Annotated in this window: 21 protein-coding genes and 1 pseudogene; 10 read left to right on the forward strand and 12 right to left on the reverse strand. The window is 71.2% G+C overall.

Annotated features, from left to right (window positions below; all coding sequences use genetic code 11):
* Nucleotides 1-64: 64 nt before the first annotated feature.
* Nucleotides 65-1333 carry an aspartate kinase gene (locus BCD48_RS36535; RefSeq protein ID WP_071052969.1) on the forward strand — a complete coding sequence of 423 codons (1269 nt, stop codon included), beginning with the start codon at nucleotides 65-67 and terminating at the stop codon, nucleotides 1331-1333.
* A gap of 182 nt (nucleotides 1334-1515) precedes the next feature.
* Nucleotides 1516-2589: an aspartate-semialdehyde dehydrogenase gene (locus BCD48_RS36540; protein WP_083419744.1), complete on the forward strand. Its 1074-nt coding sequence runs from the start codon at nucleotides 1516-1518 to the stop codon at nucleotides 2587-2589.
* Between the two features lie 470 nt (nucleotides 2590-3059).
* Here the strand turns inward: BCD48_RS36540 and BCD48_RS36545 are convergent, their stop codons facing one another.
* The 4 genes from BCD48_RS36545 to BCD48_RS36560 all read right to left on the reverse strand — a co-directional run bounded on the left by BCD48_RS36545 (nucleotide 3060) and on the right by BCD48_RS36560 (nucleotide 7785).
* A complete protein-coding gene (locus tag BCD48_RS36545) occupies nucleotides 3060-3263 on the reverse strand; it encodes a cold-shock protein (protein ID WP_007513152.1) in 204 nt (67 codons plus the stop codon).
* A 416-nt stretch (nucleotides 3264-3679) separates the two neighbouring features.
* A complete protein-coding gene (locus tag BCD48_RS36550; RefSeq protein WP_083419745.1) occupies nucleotides 3680-4903 on the reverse strand; it encodes a trans-sulfuration enzyme family protein in 1224 nt (407 codons plus the stop codon).
* Between the two features lie 151 nt (nucleotides 4904-5054).
* Complete coding sequence (locus BCD48_RS36555; RefSeq protein WP_071052970.1) at nucleotides 5055-6698, reverse strand: CYTH and CHAD domain-containing protein; 1644 nt, start codon at nucleotides 6696-6698, stop codon at nucleotides 5055-5057.
* A 217-nt stretch (nucleotides 6699-6915) separates the two neighbouring features.
* Nucleotides 6916-7785, reverse strand: coding sequence for a type II CAAX endopeptidase family protein (locus BCD48_RS36560; protein WP_083419746.1), 870 nt, complete (start codon nucleotides 7783-7785; stop codon nucleotides 6916-6918).
* A 406-nt stretch (nucleotides 7786-8191) separates the two neighbouring features.
* Here BCD48_RS36560 and BCD48_RS36565 point away from each other — a divergent pair, with 406 nt between their 5' ends.
* The 3 genes from BCD48_RS36565 to BCD48_RS36575 all read left to right on the forward strand — a co-directional run bounded on the left by BCD48_RS36565 (nucleotide 8192) and on the right by BCD48_RS36575 (nucleotide 11162).
* Nucleotides 8192-8707 (forward strand): BlaI/MecI/CopY family transcriptional regulator, encoded by a 516-nt coding sequence (locus BCD48_RS36565; RefSeq protein ID WP_071052971.1) that lies wholly within the window; start codon nucleotides 8192-8194, stop codon nucleotides 8705-8707.
* Nucleotides 8704-9954: a M56 family metallopeptidase gene (locus tag BCD48_RS36570; protein WP_071052972.1), complete on the forward strand. Its 1251-nt coding sequence runs from the start codon at nucleotides 8704-8706 to the stop codon at nucleotides 9952-9954. Before BCD48_RS36565 ends, BCD48_RS36570 begins: the two co-directional genes overlap by 4 nt.
* Before the next feature lie 422 nt (nucleotides 9955-10376).
* Complete coding sequence (locus tag BCD48_RS36575) at nucleotides 10377-11162, forward strand: type 1 glutamine amidotransferase (RefSeq protein ID WP_083419747.1); 786 nt, start codon at nucleotides 10377-10379, stop codon at nucleotides 11160-11162.
* A gap of 239 nt (nucleotides 11163-11401) precedes the next feature.
* On the opposite strand, the gene BCD48_RS36580 is transcribed toward BCD48_RS36575, so the two are convergent.
* Nucleotides 11402-12913 carry an MFS transporter gene (locus tag BCD48_RS36580; protein WP_083419754.1) on the reverse strand — a complete coding sequence of 504 codons (1512 nt, stop codon included), beginning with the start codon at nucleotides 12911-12913 and terminating at the stop codon, nucleotides 11402-11404.
* A gap of 322 nt (nucleotides 12914-13235) precedes the next feature.
* Here BCD48_RS36580 and BCD48_RS36585 point away from each other — a divergent pair, with 322 nt between their 5' ends.
* A complete protein-coding gene (locus BCD48_RS36585) occupies nucleotides 13236-14294 on the forward strand; it encodes a hypothetical protein (RefSeq protein WP_131804172.1) in 1059 nt (352 codons plus the stop codon).
* Nucleotides 14295-14515: 221 nt separating this feature from the next.
* Here BCD48_RS36585 and BCD48_RS36590 read toward each other — a convergent pair whose 3' ends face one another.
* Nucleotides 14516-15067, reverse strand: a complete 552-nt coding sequence (locus tag BCD48_RS36590) for a methylated-DNA--[protein]-cysteine S-methyltransferase (protein ID WP_071052974.1) — start codon at nucleotides 15065-15067, stop codon at nucleotides 14516-14518.
* Nucleotides 15068-15155: 88 nt separating this feature from the next.
* On the reverse strand, nucleotides 15156-15806 hold the full coding sequence (locus BCD48_RS36595) for a DUF2599 domain-containing protein (RefSeq protein ID WP_083419748.1): 651 nt from the start codon (nucleotides 15804-15806) through the stop codon (nucleotides 15156-15158).
* A gap of 309 nt (nucleotides 15807-16115) precedes the next feature.
* Here BCD48_RS36595 and BCD48_RS52670 point away from each other — a divergent pair, with 309 nt between their 5' ends.
* Nucleotides 16116-16268, forward strand: coding sequence for a hypothetical protein (locus tag BCD48_RS52670; RefSeq protein WP_198543543.1), 153 nt, complete (start codon nucleotides 16116-16118; stop codon nucleotides 16266-16268).
* A 258-nt stretch (nucleotides 16269-16526) separates the two neighbouring features.
* On the opposite strand, the gene BCD48_RS36600 is transcribed toward BCD48_RS52670, so the two are convergent.
* Nucleotides 16527-16940, reverse strand: coding sequence for a nuclear transport factor 2 family protein (locus tag BCD48_RS36600; protein WP_071052976.1), 414 nt, complete (start codon nucleotides 16938-16940; stop codon nucleotides 16527-16529).
* A 94-nt stretch (nucleotides 16941-17034) separates the two neighbouring features.
* Here BCD48_RS36600 and BCD48_RS36605 point away from each other — a divergent pair, with 94 nt between their 5' ends.
* A complete protein-coding gene (locus BCD48_RS36605; RefSeq protein ID WP_071052977.1) occupies nucleotides 17035-17646 on the forward strand; it encodes a TetR/AcrR family transcriptional regulator in 612 nt (203 codons plus the stop codon).
* 259 nt (nucleotides 17647-17905) lie between these two features.
* On the opposite strand, the gene BCD48_RS36610 is transcribed toward BCD48_RS36605, so the two are convergent.
* On the reverse strand, nucleotides 17906-18721 hold the full coding sequence (locus BCD48_RS36610) for a helix-turn-helix transcriptional regulator (RefSeq protein ID WP_071052978.1): 816 nt from the start codon (nucleotides 18719-18721) through the stop codon (nucleotides 17906-17908).
* 129 nt (nucleotides 18722-18850) lie between these two features.
* Between BCD48_RS36610 and BCD48_RS36615 the strand changes: the two genes are divergently transcribed.
* The gene (locus BCD48_RS36615) at nucleotides 18851-19534 is read left to right on the forward strand and encodes a dienelactone hydrolase family protein (RefSeq protein WP_241842275.1); all 684 of its coding nucleotides are present in this window, start codon (nucleotides 18851-18853) and stop codon (nucleotides 19532-19534) included.
* A gap of 43 nt (nucleotides 19535-19577) precedes the next feature.
* Here the strand turns inward: BCD48_RS36615 and BCD48_RS54440 are convergent.
* Nucleotides 19578-19667, reverse strand: a pseudogene (locus BCD48_RS54440) (HhH-GPD-type base excision DNA repair protein); the annotation flags it as partial.
* Nucleotides 19668-19782: 115 nt separating this feature from the next.
* Between BCD48_RS54440 and BCD48_RS36620 the strand changes: the two are divergent.
* Nucleotides 19783-21138: an acyltransferase family protein gene (locus BCD48_RS36620; RefSeq protein ID WP_071052980.1), complete on the forward strand. Its 1356-nt coding sequence runs from the start codon at nucleotides 19783-19785 to the stop codon at nucleotides 21136-21138.
* Nucleotides 21139-21229: 91 nt separating this feature from the next.
* Here BCD48_RS36620 and BCD48_RS36625 read toward each other — a convergent pair whose 3' ends face one another.
* Together BCD48_RS36625 and BCD48_RS51720 are read right to left on the reverse strand one after the other, a co-directional pair.
* A complete protein-coding gene (locus BCD48_RS36625) occupies nucleotides 21230-21805 on the reverse strand; it encodes an HhH-GPD-type base excision DNA repair protein (protein ID WP_071052993.1) in 576 nt (191 codons plus the stop codon).
* Between the two features lie 503 nt (nucleotides 21806-22308).
* Nucleotides 22309-23073, reverse strand: a 765-nt coding sequence (locus tag BCD48_RS51720; RefSeq protein WP_198543544.1) for a hypothetical protein, incomplete at its 5' end; no start/stop codon positions are given.

Here is a 23073-nt window from a genome sequence, read left to right on the forward strand (position 1 = left end):
GGGCCGGTGACGGTGGGCGAAAATCGGGTCGGGAACGGCGGCGGCACTCTGTAGCCTGAGGGGCATGGCGTTGGTCGTGGCGAAGTTCGGCGGCTCCTCCGTAGCGGATGCGGACAAGATCAAAAGGGTGGCCGAGCGGATCGTCGAGCAGCGCCGCGCGGGTAACGACGTGTGCGTCGTCGTGAGCGCGATGGGTGACACGACCGACGAGCTGCTGGAGCTCGCCGAGCAGGTGTCCCCGCTGCCGCCGCCCCGCGAGCTGGACATGCTGCTGACGTCGGGTGAGCGCATCTCGATGGCGCTACTGGCGATGGCGATCTCGAACCTCGGCGCCGAGGCCCGCTCGTTCACCGGCTCGCAGGCCGGAGTGATCACGACGGGCACGCACGGCAAGGCGCGGATCATCGACGTCACGCCCGGCCGGATCCGCACCGCCCTCGACGAGGGCGCGATCGCGATCGTCGCCGGTTTCCAGGGCGTCAGCCAGGACACCAAGGACATCACGACGCTCGGCCGCGGCGGCTCGGACACCACCGCGGTCGCGCTGGCCGCCGCGCTGCACGCCGACGTCTGCGAGATCTATACCGACGTGGACGGCGTCTTCACCGCCGACCCACGGATCGTGCCGAACGCGCGGAAGATCGACACGGTCTCCTACGAGGAGATGCTCGAGCTCGCCGCCAGCGGCGCCAAGGTCCTCATGCTGCGCTGCGTGGAATATGCCCGCCGCTACAGCGTCCCCGTGCATGTCCGCTCGTCGTTCTCGACGAAGCCGGGTACCTGGGTCACCGACATTCCGGAGGCTGAACTCGTGGAACAGGCCATCATCCGCGGCGTCGCGCACGACAACAGCGAGGCGAAGGTCACGGTCGTCGGCTGCCCGGACAAGCCCGGGGTCGCGGCGGCCGTGTTCCGCGCGGTCGCGGACTCGGACGTCAACCTCGACATGATCGTCCAGGTCGGGTCGGTCGCCGGCTCCGGCCGGACGGACATCTCGTTCACGCTGCCGAAGACCGACGGCCGCACCGCCCTTGGCGCGCTGGACAAGGTTCGCGACGAGATCGGCTTCGAGAAGACCCTGTACGACGACCACATCGGCAAGCTGTCGCTGATCGGCGCGGGGATGAAGTCGCACCCAGGGGTGTCGGCCCGGTTCTTCGGCGCGCTCGCGGACTCGGGCGTGAACGTCGAGATCATCTCGACCTCCGAGATCCGTATCTCGGTCGTCGTCCGCGACACCGACCTGCCGGGCGCCGTCAAGGCCGTCCACGACGCCTTCGAGCTCGGTGACCCCGACAACCAGGCCATCGTCTACGCCGGCACCGGCCGGTAGGCCAACGCAGCCACCTCCCCGACCCAGACCCAGCCGGGCCACCGCCACATGCGTCAGCCCGGAACCAGCCGGGGAGGGCGCTCCGCGCCCGACAGGCGGAGCGTCCGGCGGGCGCGCCAGCGCCCTTCCGGACGACCGCCACACCGTCGCCGTGACGGTGGTTATCGAGAGGAACTTCGGCCGTGGCCGACGAGACCGCCCATCGCCCTACCCTTGCCATCGTCGGCGCGACCGGAGCCGTGGGCACCGTCATGCTGTCGCTGCTGGACGAGCGCCCGGACATCTGGGGTGAGATCCGCCTGATCGCCTCGGCCCGCTCGGCGGGGCGGACGCTGCGGGTACGCGGCGAGGACGTGGTCGTCCAGGCACTCGCGCCCGAGGTCTTCGACGGTGTCGACATCGCGATGTTCGATGTGCCCGACGAGATCTCCGCCCAGTGGGCGCCGGTCGCCGCCGAGCGCGGGGCGATCGCCGTCGACAACTCCGGCGCGTTCCGGATGGACGCGGACGTGCCGCTGGTCGTCCCCGAGGTCAACGCCGACGCGCTCGCCGACACGCCACGCGGGATCATCGCCAACCCGAACTGCACGACGCTGTCGATGATCGTCGCGATCGGGGCGCTGCACCGCGAGTTCGGCCTCGAGTCGCTGTTCGCCACGTCCTACCAGGCGGCCAGCGGCGCTGGCCAGGCCGGCATCGACGCGCTCTACGACCAGTTGGCCGTCGTCGGTGGCCGCCGAGACCTCGGCCAGGCCGCCGGCGACGTACGCAAGGCCCTCGGTGAGGACGCCCTCGGGCCGTTCCCGGCTCCGCTCGCGCTCAACGTGGTCCCGTGGGCCGGCTCGCTCAAGGACGGCGGCTGGTCCTCGGAGGAGATGAAGATCCGCAACGAGTCACGCAAGATTCTCGGACTGCCGGGTCTACGCGTCTCGGCCACCTGCGTGCGGGTTCCGGTCATCACCACCCACGCGGTGGCGGTGCATGCCCGGTTCGCCCGCCCGGTCGGCGCCGCCGAGGCTCGCGCCGTGCTCGTCGGTGCGCCCGGGATCGCCGTCGTGGACGACCCGGCGGCCGGCGAGTTCCCGATGCCGGCGGACGTCGTCGGGACCGACCCCACCTGGGTGGGCCGAATCCGCCAGTCGCCGGACGACCCGAACGAGGTGGCGCTTTTCGTGTGCGGCGACAACCTCCGCAAGGGAGCCGCTCTGAACACCCTGCAGATCGCGGAGACCCTCGTCGGCCGCGGCCTGCGCTAACCCCGTTCGCCCGGCACGACGGTTTACCGAACAACGGTTGCGAATACAAATACCGGAGCGCGTCGGGCGCAACGGAAAACATCCAGCGAAGCATCCGGTCTCGTTCGGGCTCGCGGTATCCAGTGGCCGGCACAATCACGCCGGCCACTGGGACCAGCATGCCCTAGAACGCTCTTCGGTAGCGATCGCCGCCATGCGCCGTTGACGGTCTGGCGCCCTGCCCCGCGGGCAGTTCCGACCGGCCCTTCCGCCCACCGGCCAGGCGGGTGGAAGGGCCGAAGCCCACCGCACAAAGCGATCAGCCCGCCTCCCCGGGGAGACGGGCTGATCGTGGTCGAGGACTGAGCCCTAGATCGAGCCAAGCCCGACATCGGGGTCCGGGGTCACCCCTGGAGCAGTATGCAGAGCGGGCCACCGGGGAAGCTGCCCGGAGGGCAACGACCAGGGTGGCCCGTCGAGGTCTGCGTGGCTCAGATGGCGTGGACCGCGTCGGCCTGCGGCCCCTTCTGACCCTGGGTCACCTGGAACTCGACCCGCTGGCCCTCCTCAAGGGACTTGTAGCCGTCCATGTCGATGGCGCTGTAGTGGACGAAGACGTCGGAGCCGCCGCCGTCCACAGAGATGAAGCCGAAGCCCTTTTCCGAGTTGAACCACTTGACCGTGCCCTGAGCCACGTGCCGTTCTCCTTGCTGGTGCAGTCAGGGCCCGCACCGCGCGGACCCCGGGCCATTCGCCGGCGAGACATTTCATCACCGGTTCAGTTCCGCAGCGTCTCGGTTGAGACACGCACCGAACTGCTGCCAAGCACGACGGTACACGCCGAGGGGCGCGTGCGGGAGCCCTCCGGGCCAGGAAGTCCACTTCATCCGCCGGTAACAAGCCGACGCCCACGCACGCTCCGATGCCCATATCGCATCCGTCCCAATCGGTCGAGACCACGCGCCGGCATGACGAAACGACACGCCCGGACACAAACCAGCCACTGGCCGTAGGTGATATAAGTCACCTACTATAGTCCCGGGCGAGCGCCCGGGCCATTGATCTCCACAACCGTGTGGCACTTCGTCAGGCCGCCAGGCGGGGGCCAATGCTAGCCGGGCAGTGCCTGAGCGAGATCGGCAATCAGATCCGCGGGCTCCTCCAGGCCGATGGACAGCCGCAGAAGGCCGAGGTCGACACCGGCCGCCGCGATCTCCTCAACGGTCTGGTGGGAGAACACCAGCGTCGCCGGGTGCGTGATCAGGCTCTCGACGCCCCCGAGGCTGACCGCGTTGACGAACAGCCCGACCCCGCGCAGCACGTTCTGGGCCGCGTCGAACCCACCCCGCACGACGAAGCTGAGCATTCCGCCGAACCCGGTCATCTGCCGGCGAGTGAGCTCGTGCTGCGGGTGATCAGCCAACCCCGGGTAGTACACCGCCTCGACGGCGGGATGGCCGGCGAGGAACTCGGCGACGGCCTGCGCGGACGAGTTCTGCCGCGCCAGCCGCAGCGGGAAGGTACGCAGGCCGCGGGCCAGCAGCCAGGCCTCGAAGGGATGGCAGACCGGGCCGAAGACCCGGGCGGTCTGCCAGGCCGCCTCCATCAGGTCGGCGCGCCCGGTGACCACGCCCGCGGTGACGTCGCTGTGCCCTCCGAGGTACTTCGTCGCCGACTGGACGACGAGGTCGGCCCCGAGCTCGATCGGGCGGGTGTTGAAGGGCGACGCGAACGTGTTGTCCGTGATCATCAATGCGCCGTGGGCGTGGGCCGCATGGGCCGCGGCGGCGAGATCGGTGAGGACGAGGCTCGGATTGCTCGGCGTCTCGGTGTAGACGACCTTGGTCCGGTCGGTGACCGCGGCCGTGAGCGCCGCCGTGTCCGACTGCTCGACCAGGGTCACCTCGATGCCGAAGCGCGGCAGCACATCCGTCAACAGGGTGAGCGACCCGGTGTAGTGCTGGGTCTGGGCGACGACGTGGTCGCCCTGGGAGACGTTCGACAGCAGCGCGGCGCTGACCGCCGCCATCCCGCTGCCGACGAGGAGCGCGGCCTCGGCGCCGTCGAGCGCCCGCAGCATCTCCTCGCAGACCCGGGCGTTGGGCGAGCCGTAACGGGTGTAGAACCGCGCGGGGCTGACGGCGCTCGCGGCCTCGGCGGCCCGCTCGTCCGCCGGCAGACGGTAGGTGCTGGTCTGGAAGATCGGCGGGTTGAGCGGCTCGCCGACCGGGTCGTCGTGCCAGTCCGGGTGGATCAGCCGGGTGATGTCCGCCCAGTTCCTGGCCGCGGCCGGTTCGGGGCTCCGCTGTTGGGGGTTCCGCTGTTCGCCGGTCATGGCCACAGCCTGCCCGGCCCCTCGACCAGGCCGCGACCCGATTTCGGCGTCATCCCGCCCAGGGCGCCAGAACTCGCCGCTTTCCGCCCCCACCCGAAGCCGGCGTCGGGCCAGAGCCCAACAAGACCGCGACGGGGAGGCGGCGGAGAAGCTACCCCTTCAGCCAGTGGCGGTGGCGGCTGTCCGAGAGGGATGGCCAGGCGTCGAAGAAGTCGCGCTCGGCGACGCGCGCCCGCAGCTCCTCCAGGCCGAGCAGCAGACCGTAGGTGAACGCCGTCGGGTCGCCGGCTTCCTGTGCCTCGATCCCCCAGGACCGCAGCAGCCCGGCGGCCACCGTGGCGTCCTGGTGGGTGCCGAGCAGTTCCTGCGCCTCCTCGGAGATCCTGGCCAGCGTCCTGGCATCCGGGCCGAAGACGGGCGTGAGCGCCTCACCGGCGTAGCGCAGCCGCTTGGCCTGCTTGCGTGCGGAGTGCAGCAGCACATCGCGGTCATGGCCGGCCGGGGTCGCCGCGGCCTTCGCGATCTTGCGGACAAGCTTGCGGTCGGCGGAGCGGACCAGCTCGCGCAGCTCGGTCGCCGCCGGGCGCCGTGCTCGCCCGGTCAGCGGCGCGCGCACCAGCTCGCCGAGGTCGACCAGCAGGACGAGGTAGCGCTCGTCGCGCAGCGCGGCGAGCGCCTCGGCCCTGCCCTGTGACATGCCGGCCTTGAGATGCCGGGCGAGGCTCTCCTCGACCGGTCCGCGGACGAGGTCGGGCGGCAGCGCCGCGAGCCGGCCGTCGAAGTACTCGAGCTGCACCTCGCTGTCGCGTGCGCCTGACAGCGCCCGCGCGAGGTCGCCGAGCTCGCGGTCGAGATGGGCGACCAGGTCGGCAGGGAACAGCGGCGCGAACGTGCGCAGCGTGCTGCGCATCCGGCGAGTGGCCACCCGCATCTTGTGCACCGCGTCCGGCTCGTCCATCCGCACCCGCGGGTCGGCCGCGAGCAGCGCCTCCACCTGCGCGGACAGGTAGACGCGCAGCACCTCGCCGGCGGCGAGGCCGGCTCGCCGGCGGCGGCCGGCCGGTATCGCCGGCGACGGGCTCGGGGCCGGCTCGGGCGGCGCGGTGTTGGCCAGACTGAGCAGGTGGGCGAGCTTGGAGCCGTGCGGCGCGTCGGTCGCGCCAGCCGCGCGCAGGACCGCCTCCACGTCGTCGAGCAGCCGCGCCCCGGCGGCGCCCCCGAGGGGCGCATCGGCGTCGGCGGCCGTGCCCGTCCCGGTGGCGGCCCCGTTGAGCAGCTCGACCTCGATCTCGCGCCACTGTGTCAGGACCGCCCGCTCGCCCAGAGTCTGGGCACGGACGCGGTCGTCGACGACCTCCGCCAACGGCTCGCCGGCCGCGTCCAGCAGCCGGGTGGCACCGCGGGTGGTGACCAGCCGGGCGACCGGGCTGACCCGCGCGCCGCGCAGCTGCAGGAACACGATGTCGAGCAGGTCGGCCGGCGGCACGCAGTGCGCCACGCCCCGCTCGTCCGGCTCACTGGCCGACAGCGGACGGTGGATCTCCTCGCGCGCGCCGCCGCCGGCCGGCAGCTTCAGGTGCCAGCCGTCGTCGGAGCCCCCGACCCGGCGGCGCAACGTCACCTTGGCCCGGGCGAGCCGCAGGTCCTCCGAGTCGTAGTAGACGGCCTCCTGCGTGAACGTCTCCGGCTTCGTCACCGCCGCCACGCCGACGCCGCGGCCCGCCGTATCCAGTGAGGGCAGCACGAAGTCCACCCCTACGGCGAACTTCCGCTCGATCTCCAGCTGACCGCCCACGCCGTCCCCTTTCGGAGCGCCCGCTCGGGTCGCTCGTATGCCCTGCGCCCTCGGCCACATGGGCGGATGAGCGGGGGTCCAGGGGTCGTCGTCACACGGGCGGCGCCATGACTCCGCCGAGCGGACTCCGCCGAGCACGCGTCCGCGGCCGGCGGCCGCCTGGCCACCCGGCCACACGTGTAGCAACAACCCCGGTTTGCCGTTTGTTCTCCTATTGTTATCCAGGAGTTGGCAGCCAGGAGACGGATCCAGCCAACAACACATATCCGACGAACGCCACCGAATCGATCAGCGTGTGTGCCACGACCAGCGGCACCACCCGGCCGCGTCGTTGGAAGATCCGGCCGAACAGCACACCCATCGCGACGTTGCCGAGGAAGCCACCGAGGCCCTGGTAAAGGTGGTAGGAGCCGCGCAGCAGGGCACTCGCGGCGAGCGCCCGCCGGTCACCCCAGCCGAGCTCACGGAGCCGGACCAGCAGGTATCCGGCGACGACGACCTCCTCGGTCACCGCGTTCTGCAACGCGGAGCCGAGCAGCACCGGGATCCGCCACCACACGTCCGGCAGCCCGGAGGGTGCGACGGTCAGGTTCGCCCCGCTGTGCCAGGCCAGGAGGTAGAAGCCCAGCCCGGTGCCGCCGACGGCGGCGGCGAGGGCCGCGCCGAACGCGAGGTCGCGCCCCGGGCGGCGGCGGTCCAGTCCGATCGCCCGGGCGCCGCCGCCATGGCGGCCGAGCAGATGTACGGCCAGGAACGCCGGGACGATGGCATTGAGCAGCCCGGCGAGCTGGAGCGCCAGGTCCAGCCACGGCCGGCCCGGCGCCGCGGACCCGTTGAGCAGCGCCACCTGGCCGCGGACCGGACCGCTCGTCACCGCCCCGATGTAGCGGATGAAGGCGAACAGCCCCGACATCCCGAGCGACACCCCGAGCAGCAGCCAGATCTCGACCACCAGCCCGCGCCGGCCGAGGGCCTCCTCGCCATCGGTTCCGGCCGCCGGGGTCACCGGCACCGTGGGGGCCGCCGGGGCCGGCCGCGTGTCCGACGTGGCGGTGGTGCTGATGGGCGGAACGGCGGGAACGGGCATCCCCGAGACGGGGCCGACGCTCCCGGTGTTCTCGGCGTCGGCGCCGGGCTGTGAGCCGGGGACTGGCTCCGGTCCGGTGCCGACGCTCGCCCGAGGACGTATCCCTGGCCGCATTCCGGGACCGTAGCCCACCCGCCTGAGGCCGTCCCGCGGCGGACGCTCCGCGCCCGCCGCCGGGCGCGGCCTGTCGGGCGCTGAGCGCCCTCCCCACGCGGTTCCGGGCCCTGGCATATGGCAGTGGTAAGGCTTGGTCCGGGCTGGCGAGGTGGCTGGGTTGGTACTGCGCTGATGCGCCGTCACTTGCCGTGGCTGGGTTGCGTGCATTGCTCGCCGGAACGAGGTCACGCCCGCGCCGGCTTCCCGGTTAGTCGGCGCACGACCTTCTACACGGCGTAAAATTCGGATCATGGCGCGCCTGGGAGACCTAGAACGCTCGGTCATGGATGTGTTGTGGGACTCCGAAGGCTGGCTGACAGCGCGGGAGGTCGCGGCGCGGCTGCAGCACGAGCGGGACCTCGCGTACACGACCGTCCTCACGGTCCTCGAGCGGCTCGAGAAGAAGGGCTTCGTGCGGCGCCAGCGGGCCGCCCGCGCGCACCGCTACCGGGCGTCCGACGCCCGCGAGGCGGTCGTCGCCGAGGCGATGCTCGAGGCGCTCGGCAACGCCGACGACCGTGGCTCCGCGCTGGTCCGCTTCGTCGGCGCGGTGTCGGCCGAGGAGGCGGAGATCCTGCGCCGCGCGCTCGCGCTGCCGGCCGAGACCGACGTGCTCACGCCGACCGGCCCCGGCGACGAGTCATACCTCGACGTCGCCACGCTCGGTGATAGCGCCACCGGCATCATCACCGACACCCGCACAGACGAACTCGATTCGTCATCGTCGCCCGATAAGGCGGGCGGCGGTAACCTTGCGTCGACATGACGACGGCGGCCGCTCTCGCGCTGTTCGCCGTGGCGCTGGCCTGGCCGGTGCCGCGGCTGCTCGCGGGTGCCCGCTGGACGCACGGCTGCCCCAGAGCGGCGATCGTGCTGTGGCAGGCCGTGGGGCTCGCCGGCGGGGTGTCTGCGCTGCTGGCGGCCGCCGCCTTCACCGTGGCGCCGCTGTCCGGCTCGACGCCCCGGGCGATCGCCAACCACGCACGTAACATCGCGGCCGGCCGGCCGCTGTCCGGGCTCGACTGGCTCAGCATCGTCGGCCTGATGGCCGTCGCGGCGCTGGCTGGCCGCCTGTTCGGCGTACTCGCCTCGTCCACCCACGCCACCCTGCGCCATCGCCATCGCCACCGCCACCTCGTCGACCTCACCGGCCGGGAGCACCCCCAGACGTCCTGCCGAGCGCGATCGCACGGCCACGTCGGCGCCCCGGCCCAGGCCCGCGCCGGCCGTTCCCGCAGGATCCACGACTGGACTCCGCTCGCCGTGGTCCGCCCGCAGCCATCCCGCCCTGAGCCGGGCCGCGCGGGCGTTGACAAGCAGGCTCAGTGCGAGCTCTGCGGTCGCGTGGGGCTGCGCATCCTCGACCACCCGGTGGCGGTCGCCTACTGCGTCCCCGGCGTCCGGCACGCCCGGGTGGTGGTGTCCCGCGGCCTGCTCACCACCCTGGCGCCGCGCGAGCTGCAGGCCGTGCTCGCCCACGAGGACGCGCACGTCGCCGGGCGCCACGACCTGGTCATCCAGCCGTTCATCGCCTGGCAGCAGACCTTCCCCTTCCTGCGTCCGGCCTGGGAGGCGACGGCGGCGGTCTCGCTGCTCGTCGAGATGCTCGCCGACGACGCCGCCGCCCGCCGCACGAGCGGGAAGGTGCTCGCCAGAGCGCTCGCCCAGCTCGGCGTGACCCGTTCCCTCGTTCCCGCCGGCACCCTCGGGATCACCGGGGACCTCACCCCCGGCGGTTTCGCCGGGGTCCCCAGCCGGCGCGGCGCCGCGCGTCAGGCCGGCTCCGGCACGGCCGTTGCCGCCGCGGCGACCGCCACACCCGCGGCGCAGCGCTCCCCCGACGCCGCGACGCTCGCGGGCGCCGGGAGCGTCCACCCGCCGTCGCGGTCACCGGTGATCGCGCGCATCGTCCGGCTGCTGGAACCGCCGGCCGTCCCGTGGTGGCAGCCGGCCGCCGCCTACGCCGCGGCGACCGCCATCGTCGCGACGCCCATCCTGCTGCTCACGCTGTAACGCCCCGTGCGGGCGCACGGCGCTCGAACACCGGCCAACTGCCACGGTGTCGGGCCGACGAAAGCGTTGTCTGCCACGCGGACGCAGCTGGGACGTCATCGGCTGGTACCTGGGTCTTAAGGAGTCGGAGGCGTCACGTTTCCTAGCCGCGGAGCCCCGGCGGGGGGACGATCCGACACGGTGACGGCTTGGTCGCAGCACCGCGAGCACGTCGCCGGTACTGGCCCTCGACGACCGCCGCGCGGACACCCCCCGGAACACCCGTCCCCTGCGCGCGCCAGCCAATGGCCCGCCGGCGGATATGGCCAAGGCCCACACGAGCACGGCGAAGCCCTGCTCGGCCGGAGGTCTGCCGGTCGAAACGGCCGAAGGCCACGCGAGCAAGGCGAAGCCTTGCCACGATGGGAGGCGGACGAAGAAGCATGACGACGACGGCGATCGGCCCGGGCTCGGTCGGACACGGCGCCGGCGACCACGGAGACGGTGGTGGCAGCAGCGGCGACCCGAAGGCGATCATCGTCGTCCACGACGTCAGCGGCGTGGCGGCCGCCGGTGAGCTCGGCACGATCGCGGACAGGATGACGCAGCACGGCATCCGGTTCGGCGTGATCACCTCCGGCGAGCAGCCGTTTCCCGACCCCGCGGCGCTTGACCTCATCGTCGTCATGGGCTCCGACAAGTCCGCCTACGACGACACGATCCCGTGGCTGCCCGCCGAGCTGACCTACCTGCGCGCGGCGATTCGGGCCGGCACCCCGATCCTCGGCATCTGCTTCGGTGGGCAGATCCTCGCCCGTGCGCTCGGCGGTGTCGTACGCCCGGCCGAGCGGCACGAACTGGGCTGGCTACCGGTCACCACCGCTGACCAGACCGCGATCCCGACCGGCCCCTGGATGGAGTCGCACTGGGACACGTTCACTGTGCCACCGGGCGCGCGGCGACTCGCCTGGACGCCGGCCGCCGAGCAGGCGTTCCGGTTCGGCCCGCACCTCGGGGTGCAGTTCCACCCCGAGATCACCCCGACGGTGTTCGAGACCTGGGCGGCCATCTGGCAGGCCAACGGACGTGATCGGGAGCTCGCCGCGATGGGCGTCGACATCGCCGCACTGCGCGAGGAGATCGCGCGCCGATCCGATGCCTCCCGCACCTCCTCCTACACCCTCTTCGACGACTTCTGGGCCCGCGCCCGCGCCTTCAGCCGCGCCTGACGCGCGGCGACGCCGCCGCCCGGCCGAAGGCCGCGCGACCATGGCGAAGCCACGCGCGGCCGGAGGCACCCAACAGACACAGCCAAAGGCCGCGCGACCATGGCGAAGCCACGCGCGGCCGGAGGCACCCAACAGACACAGCCAAAGGCCGCGCGACCATGGCGAAGCCACGCGCGGCCGGAGGCACCCACAGACACAGCCAAAGGCCGCGCCGCCATGGTGGAACCTCGCGCTGGCGATTAGCGGCGGGTGGCGAGGGCGACGTCCGGTTCCTCGCGCCGCGGCTGGGTGGCGAACAGCGCGGCGGTACGGGCGGCGGTGCCGCGGGCCCAACGGCCAGTGGTCAGCAGGCCGAGGACGCCGATGGCGACGCCGCAGCCAACCATGATCCACCAGGCTGCCGCGCTGGTCGGGTCGATCGCGGCATGACCGTCCTGACCGGCGACGTGGCTGGCCGCGACGGAGCCGAAGATCGCGACACCCAGCGCCATGCCGACCTGCCGGCTGGTCGAGGCGACCGCCGCGGCGACGCCGGCCTGGGCGACGGGCATTCCGGACACCGCCGTGTTGGTGATCGGCGCGTTCACCATGCCGAAGCCCAGCCCGAACAGCGCATAGGCACAGACAAGCACCGCGAGGCTGGTGTGCGGGCCCATGAACGACAGCACCACGCCGCTGGCGGGCAGCGCCGTCCCCGCGATGATCAACGGCGGCCGCGGTCCGTAGCTGGCGACGAGACGGCCCGAGATCGGCGCGCACACCGCGGTCACCCCCGCCATCGGCAGGGTCAGCAGGCCAGCATGCAGCGCCGAGTAGCCACGCACGTTCTGCAGGTAGAGCGTGTTGAGGAACAGGAAGCCACCCATCGCCGCGAACGCGCAGACGGCGATGGCGGTGGCACCGGAGAACGGCGCGCTGCGGAAGAACCGCATGTCGAGCAGCGCCTCGTCGCGGCGCGTCTCGCAGACGATCAGCCCGACGAGCGCGCTGGCGGCGATGACGAACAGGACAATCGTCTGCACCGACGTCCAGCCGGCGGCCGGCGCCTCGATGATCGCGTACGTGAGCGTGCCGAGAGTGACGGCGACGAGCAGTTGGCCCAGCGGGTCGAACCGGCGGGCTCGGGGCGCCTTCGACTCGGGCACGTACCGGGTGGTGAGCACCATCGCGGCGAGGCCGATCGGCACGTTGATCCAGAAGATCGCCCGCCAGCCGACCCCGTCGACGAGCAGTCCGCCGAGCACCGGGCCCAACGCCATGGACAGGCCGATCACGCCGCCCCACACGCCGATGGCGCGAGCCCGCTCCCGCCGGTCGGTGAAGGTGTTCGTGATGATCGCCATCGCCACCGGGTTGAGCATCGAGCCGCCGACCGCCTGGATCATCCGGAAGGCGATCAGCCAGCCGAGGCCGGGCGCGAGGCTGCACAGCAGCGACCCGGCAGAGAACAGCGCCAGCCCGGTCCGGAACACCCGCTTGCGACCGAGACGGTCGCCCATCGAGCCGGAGAACAGCAGCAGGCTCGCGATCACGAGCCCGTAGGCGTCGATCGTCCACTGCAGGCCGGAGTCGGGGGCATGCAGGTCGTGCTTCAGCGACGGCAGGCCGACGTTGAGGATCGTGGTGTCCATCCCGACGATGAACAGGCTCGAACAGCAGATCGCCAGTACCAGGTAGCGCCCGCTCCGGCTCAGCGGCTCACCCGCCGTCACTCCACCAGCCCCCGCCGCCGACGTGGGTGCCGTCGTCATCGGCTCTCCGATCTTTGAGCTGGTCACCACCCGAGATCACCGAAATCGTTGTGGATGTCTAATAGTTAGCAGGATACAACTAATTCTCTCGCCAGCCGCCCTGCTCGTCTGTGACGTTTCCGCCGTCGGCGCCACCCGCGATCGCCAGGCCGGTCGTGCGGCAACCGGGCAACCGGGCAACCGGGCAACCGGGCCGAGGATCAGCGCCGTTCGGCGATGCCGGGCCCGAGCGGCGGTCTAACGGCCGACACGAACGGACAAATGGTGCGCTGCCGATGCTTACCTGTGGGTAGCTGTCGAGGGAGAAGGGGTCACGGGACTGATGACCGGGCCAGGGCTCGAAAACCCGTCCCCACCGCGTGAACTCCCACCGGACGAGCCGACGCCAGCGCAGGCATCGGTGGCCTGGCCGATCCAGCTACTCGTCGTCTGGCCCGCGCGCGCGGTCGCGTTCGCGGTCTTCCTTCCGTTACGGATGCTCTACGAGCTGGTCGCGCTGGTGCTGCGCGGGCTGGTTCGGGTGACGTGGGGATGGCTCCTGTACCCGGGGCTGCGGTTCCTGTTCAAGGCGCTGTGGGTCGTGCTGTCCGGGCTGTGGGACTGGGCGCTGTGTCCCGTCGGACGAGGGCTGGCCTGGCTCTGGACGCATGCCTGCCTGCCAGTTCTCCGGCTGATCTGGTTCGGGCTGCGCAGACTGGTCATCGAGATCGTGAACGCGCTCCAGGCGTTGTGGCGGACGATCTGCGTAGTCGTCCGCCATCTGGTCCGTCCCGTCCGCTGGTTCACTCGGGCCGCTCTTGCCCCCGCGTTGCGCGCGACGGCGTGGGTCCTGGTTCGCGCCTGGCGCGCGATCCGCTGGTTCAGCCGGGTGGCGGTCGCCCCGGCGTTGCGCGCGATGGCGTGGGTGCTGGCCCGCGCCTGGCGCGCGATCCGCGCCGGCCTGCGCGCACTCGGCCGTCTGCTGGTGCTGTTGGCCTGGCACCTGGTCGTCCGGCCCGGCCGCTGGCTGGTTCTGGCGGTGCTCGCGCCCGGCTGGCGGGCGACGGTGGCAACGCTGGCCTGGGCGGTCCGCGCAGTCAAGGTGGTCCTGCGCCTGTTCGTGGCCGTACCGCTGGTCTGGAGCTGGCGGACGGTGGCGGTCCCGGCCGGGCGGGCGACCGGGAGGGCACTGCGTGTCCTGGTCGTCGTCCCCATCGCCTGGTGCTGGCGGACGCTGGTCATACCCACGGCGCGGGCGGTACGCACCGTGTCACGGGTGCTGGTCGTCCGGCCGTCACGGTGGGTCCGCCGCACCGTCTGGCAGCCGATCCGCGAGACCATCTCCAACGTCGCCCGAGCCCTCACCGGCCGGCCCGTCCGACATCAGCGGGCCAAGCCCTGAACGCGGCCCGAACCAATGGGTGAGCCGCGGCAACGCAGCAGCGCGGACCCATGTCGGACCCCCGACGACGAGTCGGGCGACGACCTCCGCGACGCCGTTCAGGGAGGTCGCGAGGCGCCACCCGACAGCCGGGCGCGGGCCTGGCCTGGCCTGGCCTGACGAGTGTCCGGCCGCAGGTTCATGTCGACCCCACGGAACTGGCTCGGCTTAGTCGAACAGGGTCAGTCGAACAGGGTCGGGGGCGGGGCGGGCAGGGCGCCTTCGATCTGGAGCATGTGGCGCTTGGTAGCCGGGCCGCCCGGGGCGGAGAAGCCGCCGAGCGCGCCGGCCGCGGCCACGACCCGGTGACAGGGTACGACGATCGGGACCGGGTTGCGGCCCAGCGCCTGGCCGACCGCCCGGACGGCGCCCGGCATCCCCAGCCGCGCGGCGACCTCACCGTAGGTGAGCGTCGAGCCGGGCGGGATCGCGCGCGTCACCTCATAGACGCGGCGGTAGAAGTCCGGCACTCCGCCCAGGTCGACCCGGACCTCGCCGAGATCCACCGGCTCGCCCGCGAGCAATGCGACCATCCCGTCGATCGCTGCCCGAACCCCGTCAGGCGCCGGTCCTTCCACAGCGTCCGGATAGGCGGCCGCGAGGTCAGCCCGGGTGGCGGACACGTCACCCTGGTCGGACGGCAACGCGATGCCGACGATCCCGTCGTCGCCCCAGACGATGCCGCAAGAACCCACCGCAGTGTCGAAGAGCGTCATCCCATGGCTGACAGACATGCCTCTATCGTGCTCCCGGCCACCGACACTCCATCCCTGTCAGGACCCCATCAGGCGGACCGGACGGGAGCAGGGCCGAACCTTCGCGCTACTCGTGCTCGCCGGTGACGGTCTGCTGGGGTTGGACGCCGTCAGGGCGGAAGGTCCGGGAGGTGCCGGACGGGTCCGTTCCGAGAGTGTTGCCGCACTTGGTGGAGAACCAGCGTGACTGGCCCGCCTTCGGCCGCCAGCTCTCGACGTCGAACGTCTCGCCGGTCGCATACCCCTGGCCGCCCGACGCGGGGACCAAGGCCAGGTACTCATGGCAGCGCAGCTGGTCCTGGAGGCTGTCGCTGACCGGCCCGTCGAGCCCCGTGAACCCGGCGGACGGCGTCAGGCAACGGCGGATCGCCTGCCACATCACCGTTGTCGCCTCGTTACGGTCGCTGGCGTGCCGTGCGTCGCCGGTCGGGCGTAGCGAGACCCGGAAGTCGCCGTTCGACCACCGCTGCACGGTGATCTCCTCGACGTACTGACTGGCGCCGCAGTACGGCGGACCGGCGGCGGCCGCACCGGCGGGGCTGGCCGTCGCGCTCGGGACGGCGGCGGCGCTCGGAGAGGAGGAGGCGCCCGCCCCATCGGCGGCGGAACGCGGGGCCGCGGTGGAGCGGGCAGCGCCCTGGGACTGACAGGCCACCGTCACCGCGCTCGCCAGCACCAGACCTGCCGCCACCACACCAGCCGAAACCGCTTTGCCCACCGCCCGCCTCATCACCTGACGAGCCTAGGCCGAGTCACCTGACGAGCCTAGGCCGAGCACGCCTGCCTGGCCTGGCAACGTCGCGCGCTGGACGCGCATGTCCGTCGGCGGCGCGGGCCGCGACCACGCCAGTGACGGGTGAAAGCCTCAGACGCCGCCGCCTGGCCGGCCCGCGGCCGCAGGCCCGACGTCGTACCGGCCGCCCAGCCAAGACCCGCACCTCGCGGTTCGCCATGATTCGTCGGCCCTGGACGCGACTTGTCGACCTTGAAGGCGATTTACCCGACGATCGACGGGTAACGATCGATCATGCTTGCTCTCGTTGCCGCCCTCTGCTTCCTGCTCGCCGCCTTCGGAGTCGACTCGGACGACATCAACCTCGTCTGGCTCGGCCTGGCCTTCCTCGCCGGTCACTTCGCCTTCCCCATCACTTCTCCCCGGTTCAACCGCGCCCGACGGTAAGGGCAGGAAGAACCGCCCGGCGCTGACGGGCTCCCATAGATCTTCGCGGTCGGGCGAAGACCCAGCGCCAAGCACGTCGGGGTCGTGCTTCGCCAGCTCCTCCATGTCCAACGGCTGCCCGGGACGCCGGGTCAGCTCATGGGGAGCAGCGAACGCCTGCTCAAGAGGGATTTGTTGATCCCAGCAAATCGGACAAACAACGAACCGGCGAGTCAGGTCAGCGGGGTAACGACTGATCCGGCGGACCTGCGCGCGGCGTCAGCGCGCCAACATGCCACCGAGGGGCACACGTCGCGCGACGATCTTCCGATGGCGAATACGCCAGCCGTTGCCGTCGAAGACGATCACATCGTCGTAGACGACACTTCCGCATGCACCGTCGGCCATGATCCCGATGCCCTTCGACCTGGCGCGCACCTGGCCGTCGGCCTGCTCGGTAAGCACCAGGTTCGTGATGTGGTGGCCGACCGGGTTGGCGTCGCCGACGGCGAGTGCCACAGACCGGATGGCTTCCACCCCGGTCACCGTGCCATGGCCGTAGTCGGCGAGATCGTGGGTGACGTCCGGAGTGAGCAGGTCTCCCAGGCGGTCCAGCTCTCCGGCGTCAACGAGATGCCCGTACTGGTGTATCAGGTCCGTGATGGCGACCCGGTCCTCGACGGTCAACGTCATCGGTTGGCTCTCCCTCCCAGCCTGACTAAATGGGGAGCTCCCCACTTCATGGTTTCACCATAATGGGGTCCTCCCCGGTCAGCAAGGAGCCGCCGTGACGCGAGACGTGCCCCCGCGCGCATCGGGGACGCGCGAAACCGGGCGGCGGCCGCGGTCGGACGCGACGCGCAACATGGACCTGCTGGTGGCGGCCGCAAGAACGCTGTTCGACGAGCGCGGCACCGACGTGCCCCTGGACGAGATCGCCCGCCGGGCCCGCGTCGGCAACGCCACGTTGTATCGAAACTTTCCGAGCAGGGGCGACCTGCTCGTCGCCGTCTACTCCGAAGAGGTCGACGCCGTGCTCGGGCAGGGTGCGGCCCTGCTCGAGACATCTCCTCCCGAGGAGGCGCTGTTCACCTGGCTGGACCTGTTCGTCGTGCACGTCGCGACCAGACGTCCCCTCGCCCTGGCCGCGATCTCGCATGAGCCCGACGAGCGGCGCGGGGAGCTGGCGGAACGCTGGCACGCGATGATGCGTTCGACGATGGCGGCCCTGCTGGCGCCAGCGCAGGAAGCCGGTGCCGTGCGCCGCGACCTCACGGCCGTCGATCTGCTGGCGCTCACCAACGCCACCGCTCTGGCCAGCACCGACCCGTCAGATGCCGTCCGGCTGATGCACGTCCTGCGCAGCGGCGTCGAGACCCGGTCGGATGCTCATCCGTGATCCTTCGCGCACAGCCTCTGGCCGGCCCCCCTTCGAGCAGACGATCTTCATGGTTGGACGGTAGAACCACGGGTCAGGCAGCGCCGGTCCTGGCAGCGGCCTTCATCTGCTTTTTGTACTCGCGGACCTGGTCCCGGGTGGAGACGTCCACGATGTCAGCGACCGAGCGGAAGCTGCCCTTATCCCCGAACGGTGCACACGCCTCACGCCATCCAGGCGGGGTGACACGGCCGGACCCTCGTGCCTCGAACCTGACCGGCTAGCTCTCGACGCGGTAGGTGACCAGTGTCTGGTCGGGATTGTCGGCGATCTGCAGCACCACGTGCGAGTAGGTCCGCGGGCCGAGGAGCGGGTGCCGAAGTTTCTTCACCCCGCTACCGATCGAAGCGACGTCATGACGCGGCCACCATCGGCGCACGAACTCGCTGTCGCGCCGGAGTTCGGCTACGAGTGCGACGAAGCTCGGCTCGTCCTTGTGTCGTGCCGCTGCCAGGCGGAACCGTCCAAGCATCGCGCGGGCCTCGAACTCCCAGTCGAGGTACACCTGCCTTGCCCGGTCGCTGGTGAACATCCATCGGACCAGGTTCCGGTCGCCGACCGGCCGAGCTTCCCAGTCGGTGAACAGCTCCCGTGCCGAAGGATTGGAAGCGAGGACGTCCCAGCGCCGTCCCTTCACGTAGGTCGGGTACGGCTCGAGCCGGTGCACAAGATCGACAACGCCCGGAGCGAGGTACTCGGTTGGTGTCACGGAAGCCCGTCCGCCTTCCGCGGCAGGCCCGACTCCGTCGTGTCGACCATAGGCCAGTACGTCCAGGTACCGGCGCTCCGCCGTGGTCATCCGCAGCGCGGCGGCGAGCGCATCGAGCACGTGCTCGGACGGGCGCACCGGACGGCCCTGTTCCAGATAGGTGTAGTAGGTCGTGGACAGGTTCGCCAGCAGCGCGACCTCTTCACGGCGCAACCCCGGCGTGCGACGCCGCGTCCCTGGCGGCAGCCCGACCGCGCTCGGGCTGAGCCCGGCCCGCCGCGACCGGAGGAGCTGGCCCAGGGCGACCGGGTCTCCGTCGGACTCCATGCCTACCAGCCTAGTCATGCCGGTACTACGAACCGCCGACTCTGGTTACTATCGTCAGCGGCGACGACAGTGGTGACTATGGCACTCGTCCACCAGACAATTGAGATACCAGTCGCGGATCGCACCACCATGCCGGCCTACCTGGCGCGTCCGGACGGTGATGCGGCCAGAGTCGGTGTCGTCGTTGTCCACGAACTGTTCGGCGTGAATCCCGACATCATTTCGGTGGTCGACGACATTGCACACGCCGGCTATCTCACGATCGCCCCCGAGTTCTACCACCGCGACGCCGCACCGGGCCGGTGGCTACCACGCGACGACAGTGGGCGCGACGAGGGTTTCTCCCTGTTGCACAAGATGACACGCGCCCAGGCAATCGACGACGTACGCGCCTGTGCGGACCTGCTGAAGACGCGTTACGGCGTGGACGAGATCGCCATGGTGGGCTTCAGCGCCGGCGGCCACCTCGCCTTTCTCGCGGCCACCCAGGTACCCGTCAGTCGGGTGGTCGTGCTGTACGGCGGCTGGCTCACCAGCACCGACATACCGCTCAGTAGGCCCGAGCCTACGCTGACCCTCGCCTCCGGCATTACCGGCAAGCTGCTGTACCTGGTCGGCGAGAGCGACAAACTGATCGACGAAGAAGAGCGCGGCGAGATCGCCAGTGCGCTACAGGCGGCGAACATCACGCACGAGATGGTCACCTACCCCGGCGCGCAACATGCGTTCTTCTGGCCGGGAACACCCACCTTCGACGAGAGCGCCCGCAACGACGCTCGGCGAAGGATCCTGGCATTGCTCGCGGAAAACTAAGCGAAAGTCAATCCCGGCAGGTTCCGCGGTAGGCCGCTACCCTGGCGACCTCCTCGACATCGAGTGGCCGTACGAGCCGCCGGGTCAGCTCGTACGGCGCGACGAACGCCCGCTCCAGCGGGATCTGCTGATCCCACCCAGTATCGGAACGATGGAGTGAAATCGGCAAGATCATTGATCAGGTCGGCGGTGAACAGGTCATCCAACCGTCATGCTCTCCGCCGGGTCGCCGTGGAAAACTGCCCCACGTGCGGGTTCTGCGCGAGCTGGCCGAACAGACGCCGCCGTCACGGGAGCGGTACGTCGACCTGCTCCGCGCCGTGACGATCGTCCTGGTCGTCCTCGGCCATTGGCTAGTCAGCGTGATCACCCACAACGAGCAGGGGCAGCTGGCCGGACACGCGGCGCTCGAGTCGATGACGTGGATGTACCCGTTTACCTGGCTGGTCCAGGTCATGCCGCTGTTCTTCATCGCCGGCGGGTACGCCAACGCCGCGTCGCTGGCCGCGCACCGCGACCGTGGCGGCCACGCGATCACCTGGCTACAGAACCGTGGGGCGCGCCTTCTACGGCCTACCACTACGTTCCTGGTCGTGCTCGCCACCGTAGCGTTGGTCGCCCAGCCGCTGGGCGCCGACCGTGAAATGGCCCGGCTGGCCATCTGGTTCGCCACGATCCAGCTGTGGTTCCTGTCCGCATACCTCGCCGTGGTGCTGCTGACCCCGTTGATGTACTGGCTGCACGGGCGGTTCGGCTGGGGCGTGGTGGTCGTGCTGGTCGTCCTGGTCACGCTCGGGGACGTGGCCCGGTTCCACGGCCACGGTGACATGGCTGACGGCGGCTACATTTACGGCTGGCTGGTGATTCACCAGATCGGGTTCTTCTGGAGGGACGGCCGGCTGCCCTTCCGCCCGCGGGTATGGGCGCCGTTGCTGTTCGGCGGCCTGGCCGCGGTGATGGCGTTGACGCTGGCCGGGCCCTATCCCGTCAGCATGGTCGACGTCCCCGGGAGGGAACCGCACAACGCCTCGCCGCCGACGGTGGCCCTGCTCGCCAGCACCGCCTTCCAACTGGGCCTAGTGATGATGCTGCACGGCCCGGCGCAGCGCTGGCTGCGCCAGCGGCCCTGGCAGGCCGTGGTCGGGACAAACATGGTGATCCTCACCATCTTTCTGTGGCACATGTGCGCGGTGCTGTTGCTCGTCGGCCTGCTGAACGCTGTGGGCGCGCTGCCGACACCCGCGGCGGGCACCGTTTCCTGGTGGATCTGGCGGCTTCCCTGGTTCCTCATGCTCGCGGTGATCCTTGCTGGCCTGGTGGCGGTGTTCGGCCGCATCGAGATGCGCGGCACGCGCCAGGCGGCGGCCAGCAGGCTGCCGCCGTGGCTGACCCGCGCCCTCACGAGCCCGGTGCCCTGTCTTGTGCTCACCTTGGCCGCCTTCGCCGGTGCAGCCGCCGGGCTGATCAGCAACAACGTCGCCCCCGCAAGGGCCCATTACCGGGTCGGCATGCCGCTCGGCGGCCTGCTCGCCTACCTCGCAGGCGCCGCGCTGCTCCGGCTGCTGCGGTCAGCACGGACGGTCTCCGGCGCCGAGCCGCCCTGACGCCGCCGAGCGGTGGCGGACGAGCGGTGGCGGAACCACCGCGACCTTCGCACCCCAGACGCCGGCAGCGCGGCCCCACGGGCGGTCCTGGTCAGGGCGTGGTCGCCTTCGCGGCCGCCTTCATCTGCTTCTTGAAGTCCCGGACCTGGATGCGGCTCTCGGGGCTGACGATGTCGGCGACCGAGCGGAAAGCGCCCTCCTCGCCGAACGGGGCGCAGGCCTCCCGCCATCCGGGCGGGGTGACGCCGAACTGCTTGCCCAGCAGCGCCACGAAGATCTTCGCCTTCTGCGGACCGAAGCCGGGCAGCGCCGAGATCCGCTCGAGCAGCTCGCGCCCGTCGGCAGCGGTGCTCCAGACCCGCGCGGCATCACCGTCGTAGCTGTCCACGACCAGCCGGCACAGCGCCTGCACCCGCTTGGCCATCGAGCCCGGAAAGCGGTGCAGCGCCGGCTGCTTCGCGAACACGGCGCCAAGCTCGTCGGGGTCGAAATCCGCAAACTCCACGACGTCCAGCGGACGACCGAGGCGCTGCGTCAGCTCGTACGGCGCCGCGAACGCCCGCTCCAGCGGGATCTGCTGATCCAGGACCATGCCGATAAGCAGCGCCAATGGGTCGTTCGTCAGCAGCTCGTCCGCCTCGGCGATCTGGCTCAGGTGCAGTCCCACGACATCACCGTAGCCGACCGCGGCGCGGTGGCCACCGCTTCGCCCGGTCCTTTCGCCGTAACCGCCCACGATCCCGCCATGCTTCGCGGTCGGGCAGCTCAGGGACTATCGCGACAGCCAACAAGGATCCGATCCAGATGATGATCAAGGATGGCCGGCGACGCGCCGAGGGGTGTACAAGCCGACAAGGAGCCGTCCTGGCGGACGAGGATCGTCCGTAGTGACCGGGGCCCGTCTCCCCGTCACATCCCAGCCTGTCCGCTTACGGGCCGGGCGGCCTCAAGACATCGCCGGGCCATGCCGCGGCTTACCCTCCTCGAGAGGCTCAGCCGCAACAGCCGGCGGGAGATCCGGGATCTGGCCGGCGCAGGCACTGGACGCACTCGACGGTCGTCGCTTTGCCGGCCCCGTTAGCGCCGATGAGGCCCACGATCTCGCCGGCCGTGCTGTTGGTGCCGGAGCCGAGTAACCGGAGCCAGGTGAGTAGCGAGAAGGCAGGCGTCTCAGCCGCGGCCTTTCCTGCCCCCGGATCCGTTGGCCCGCGCGCGCCGGCGGGCGACGTCCCGCCGGGACGGAGTACGCCCGCCCACCGACGGCATTGGGCGCACCGGAGCATCCGCGGGCCGCGAGGCCGGCTCGGCCGCCTGCCGGGCGGGCTGGGCGACCGCGTCCGGCCGATGCCTGGCAATAGTCGCCAGGCCGACCAGCACCGCGGACCGCCCGGCCGAAACGTCACGCAGCATTCCCACCAGCGCCGCGCCTCCGCCCGGCCACCCCGCGGCCTCCTCGTCGAAGGCTGCGAGCGTCGCGCGCTCCAGCGGGTCGTCCCCCGTGCCGGCCCGCCCGTCGGCCTCGGGCGGCCCGTCGGGGCCGGGCGGCATCTCGTCGGCCAGCAGTGTCGACCAGAACGCGGCCAGCTGGAGGCTGACAAGCCGATCACGCAGCAGAACCGCGCGAGCACGAAGCGGTGGCTCCACCTCGCCCTGGCCTCCCCTCGACCGCAACGCCGCCAGCGCATAGGCGCCGATCGTGGGGTCCGCGACGGCCTCCCGCAACGCCGCCAGCAGATGCTCCTCGGTTCCGGGGCCGGGCAGCGGCGACGGGAGCGCGTCGTCCGGCGCCGCTTGGTAAGGCCTGCCGGGGGCGAGCCGCTGCCGCGCCCACCCGTTGGTGTCGACCCCCAGCAGCTCGAAGACGGTCTGGTGCTGCCCGGGGCTCGCCGCGCACGCCGCGAGCAGGTCAAGCCAGCGACGCTCACGCTCCCCCGC

Origin of the sequence: Pseudofrankia coriaricola (genome assembly GCF_001854805.1) — a bacterium.
Lineage (GTDB): Bacteria > Actinomycetota > Actinomycetes > Frankiales > Frankiaceae > Pseudofrankia.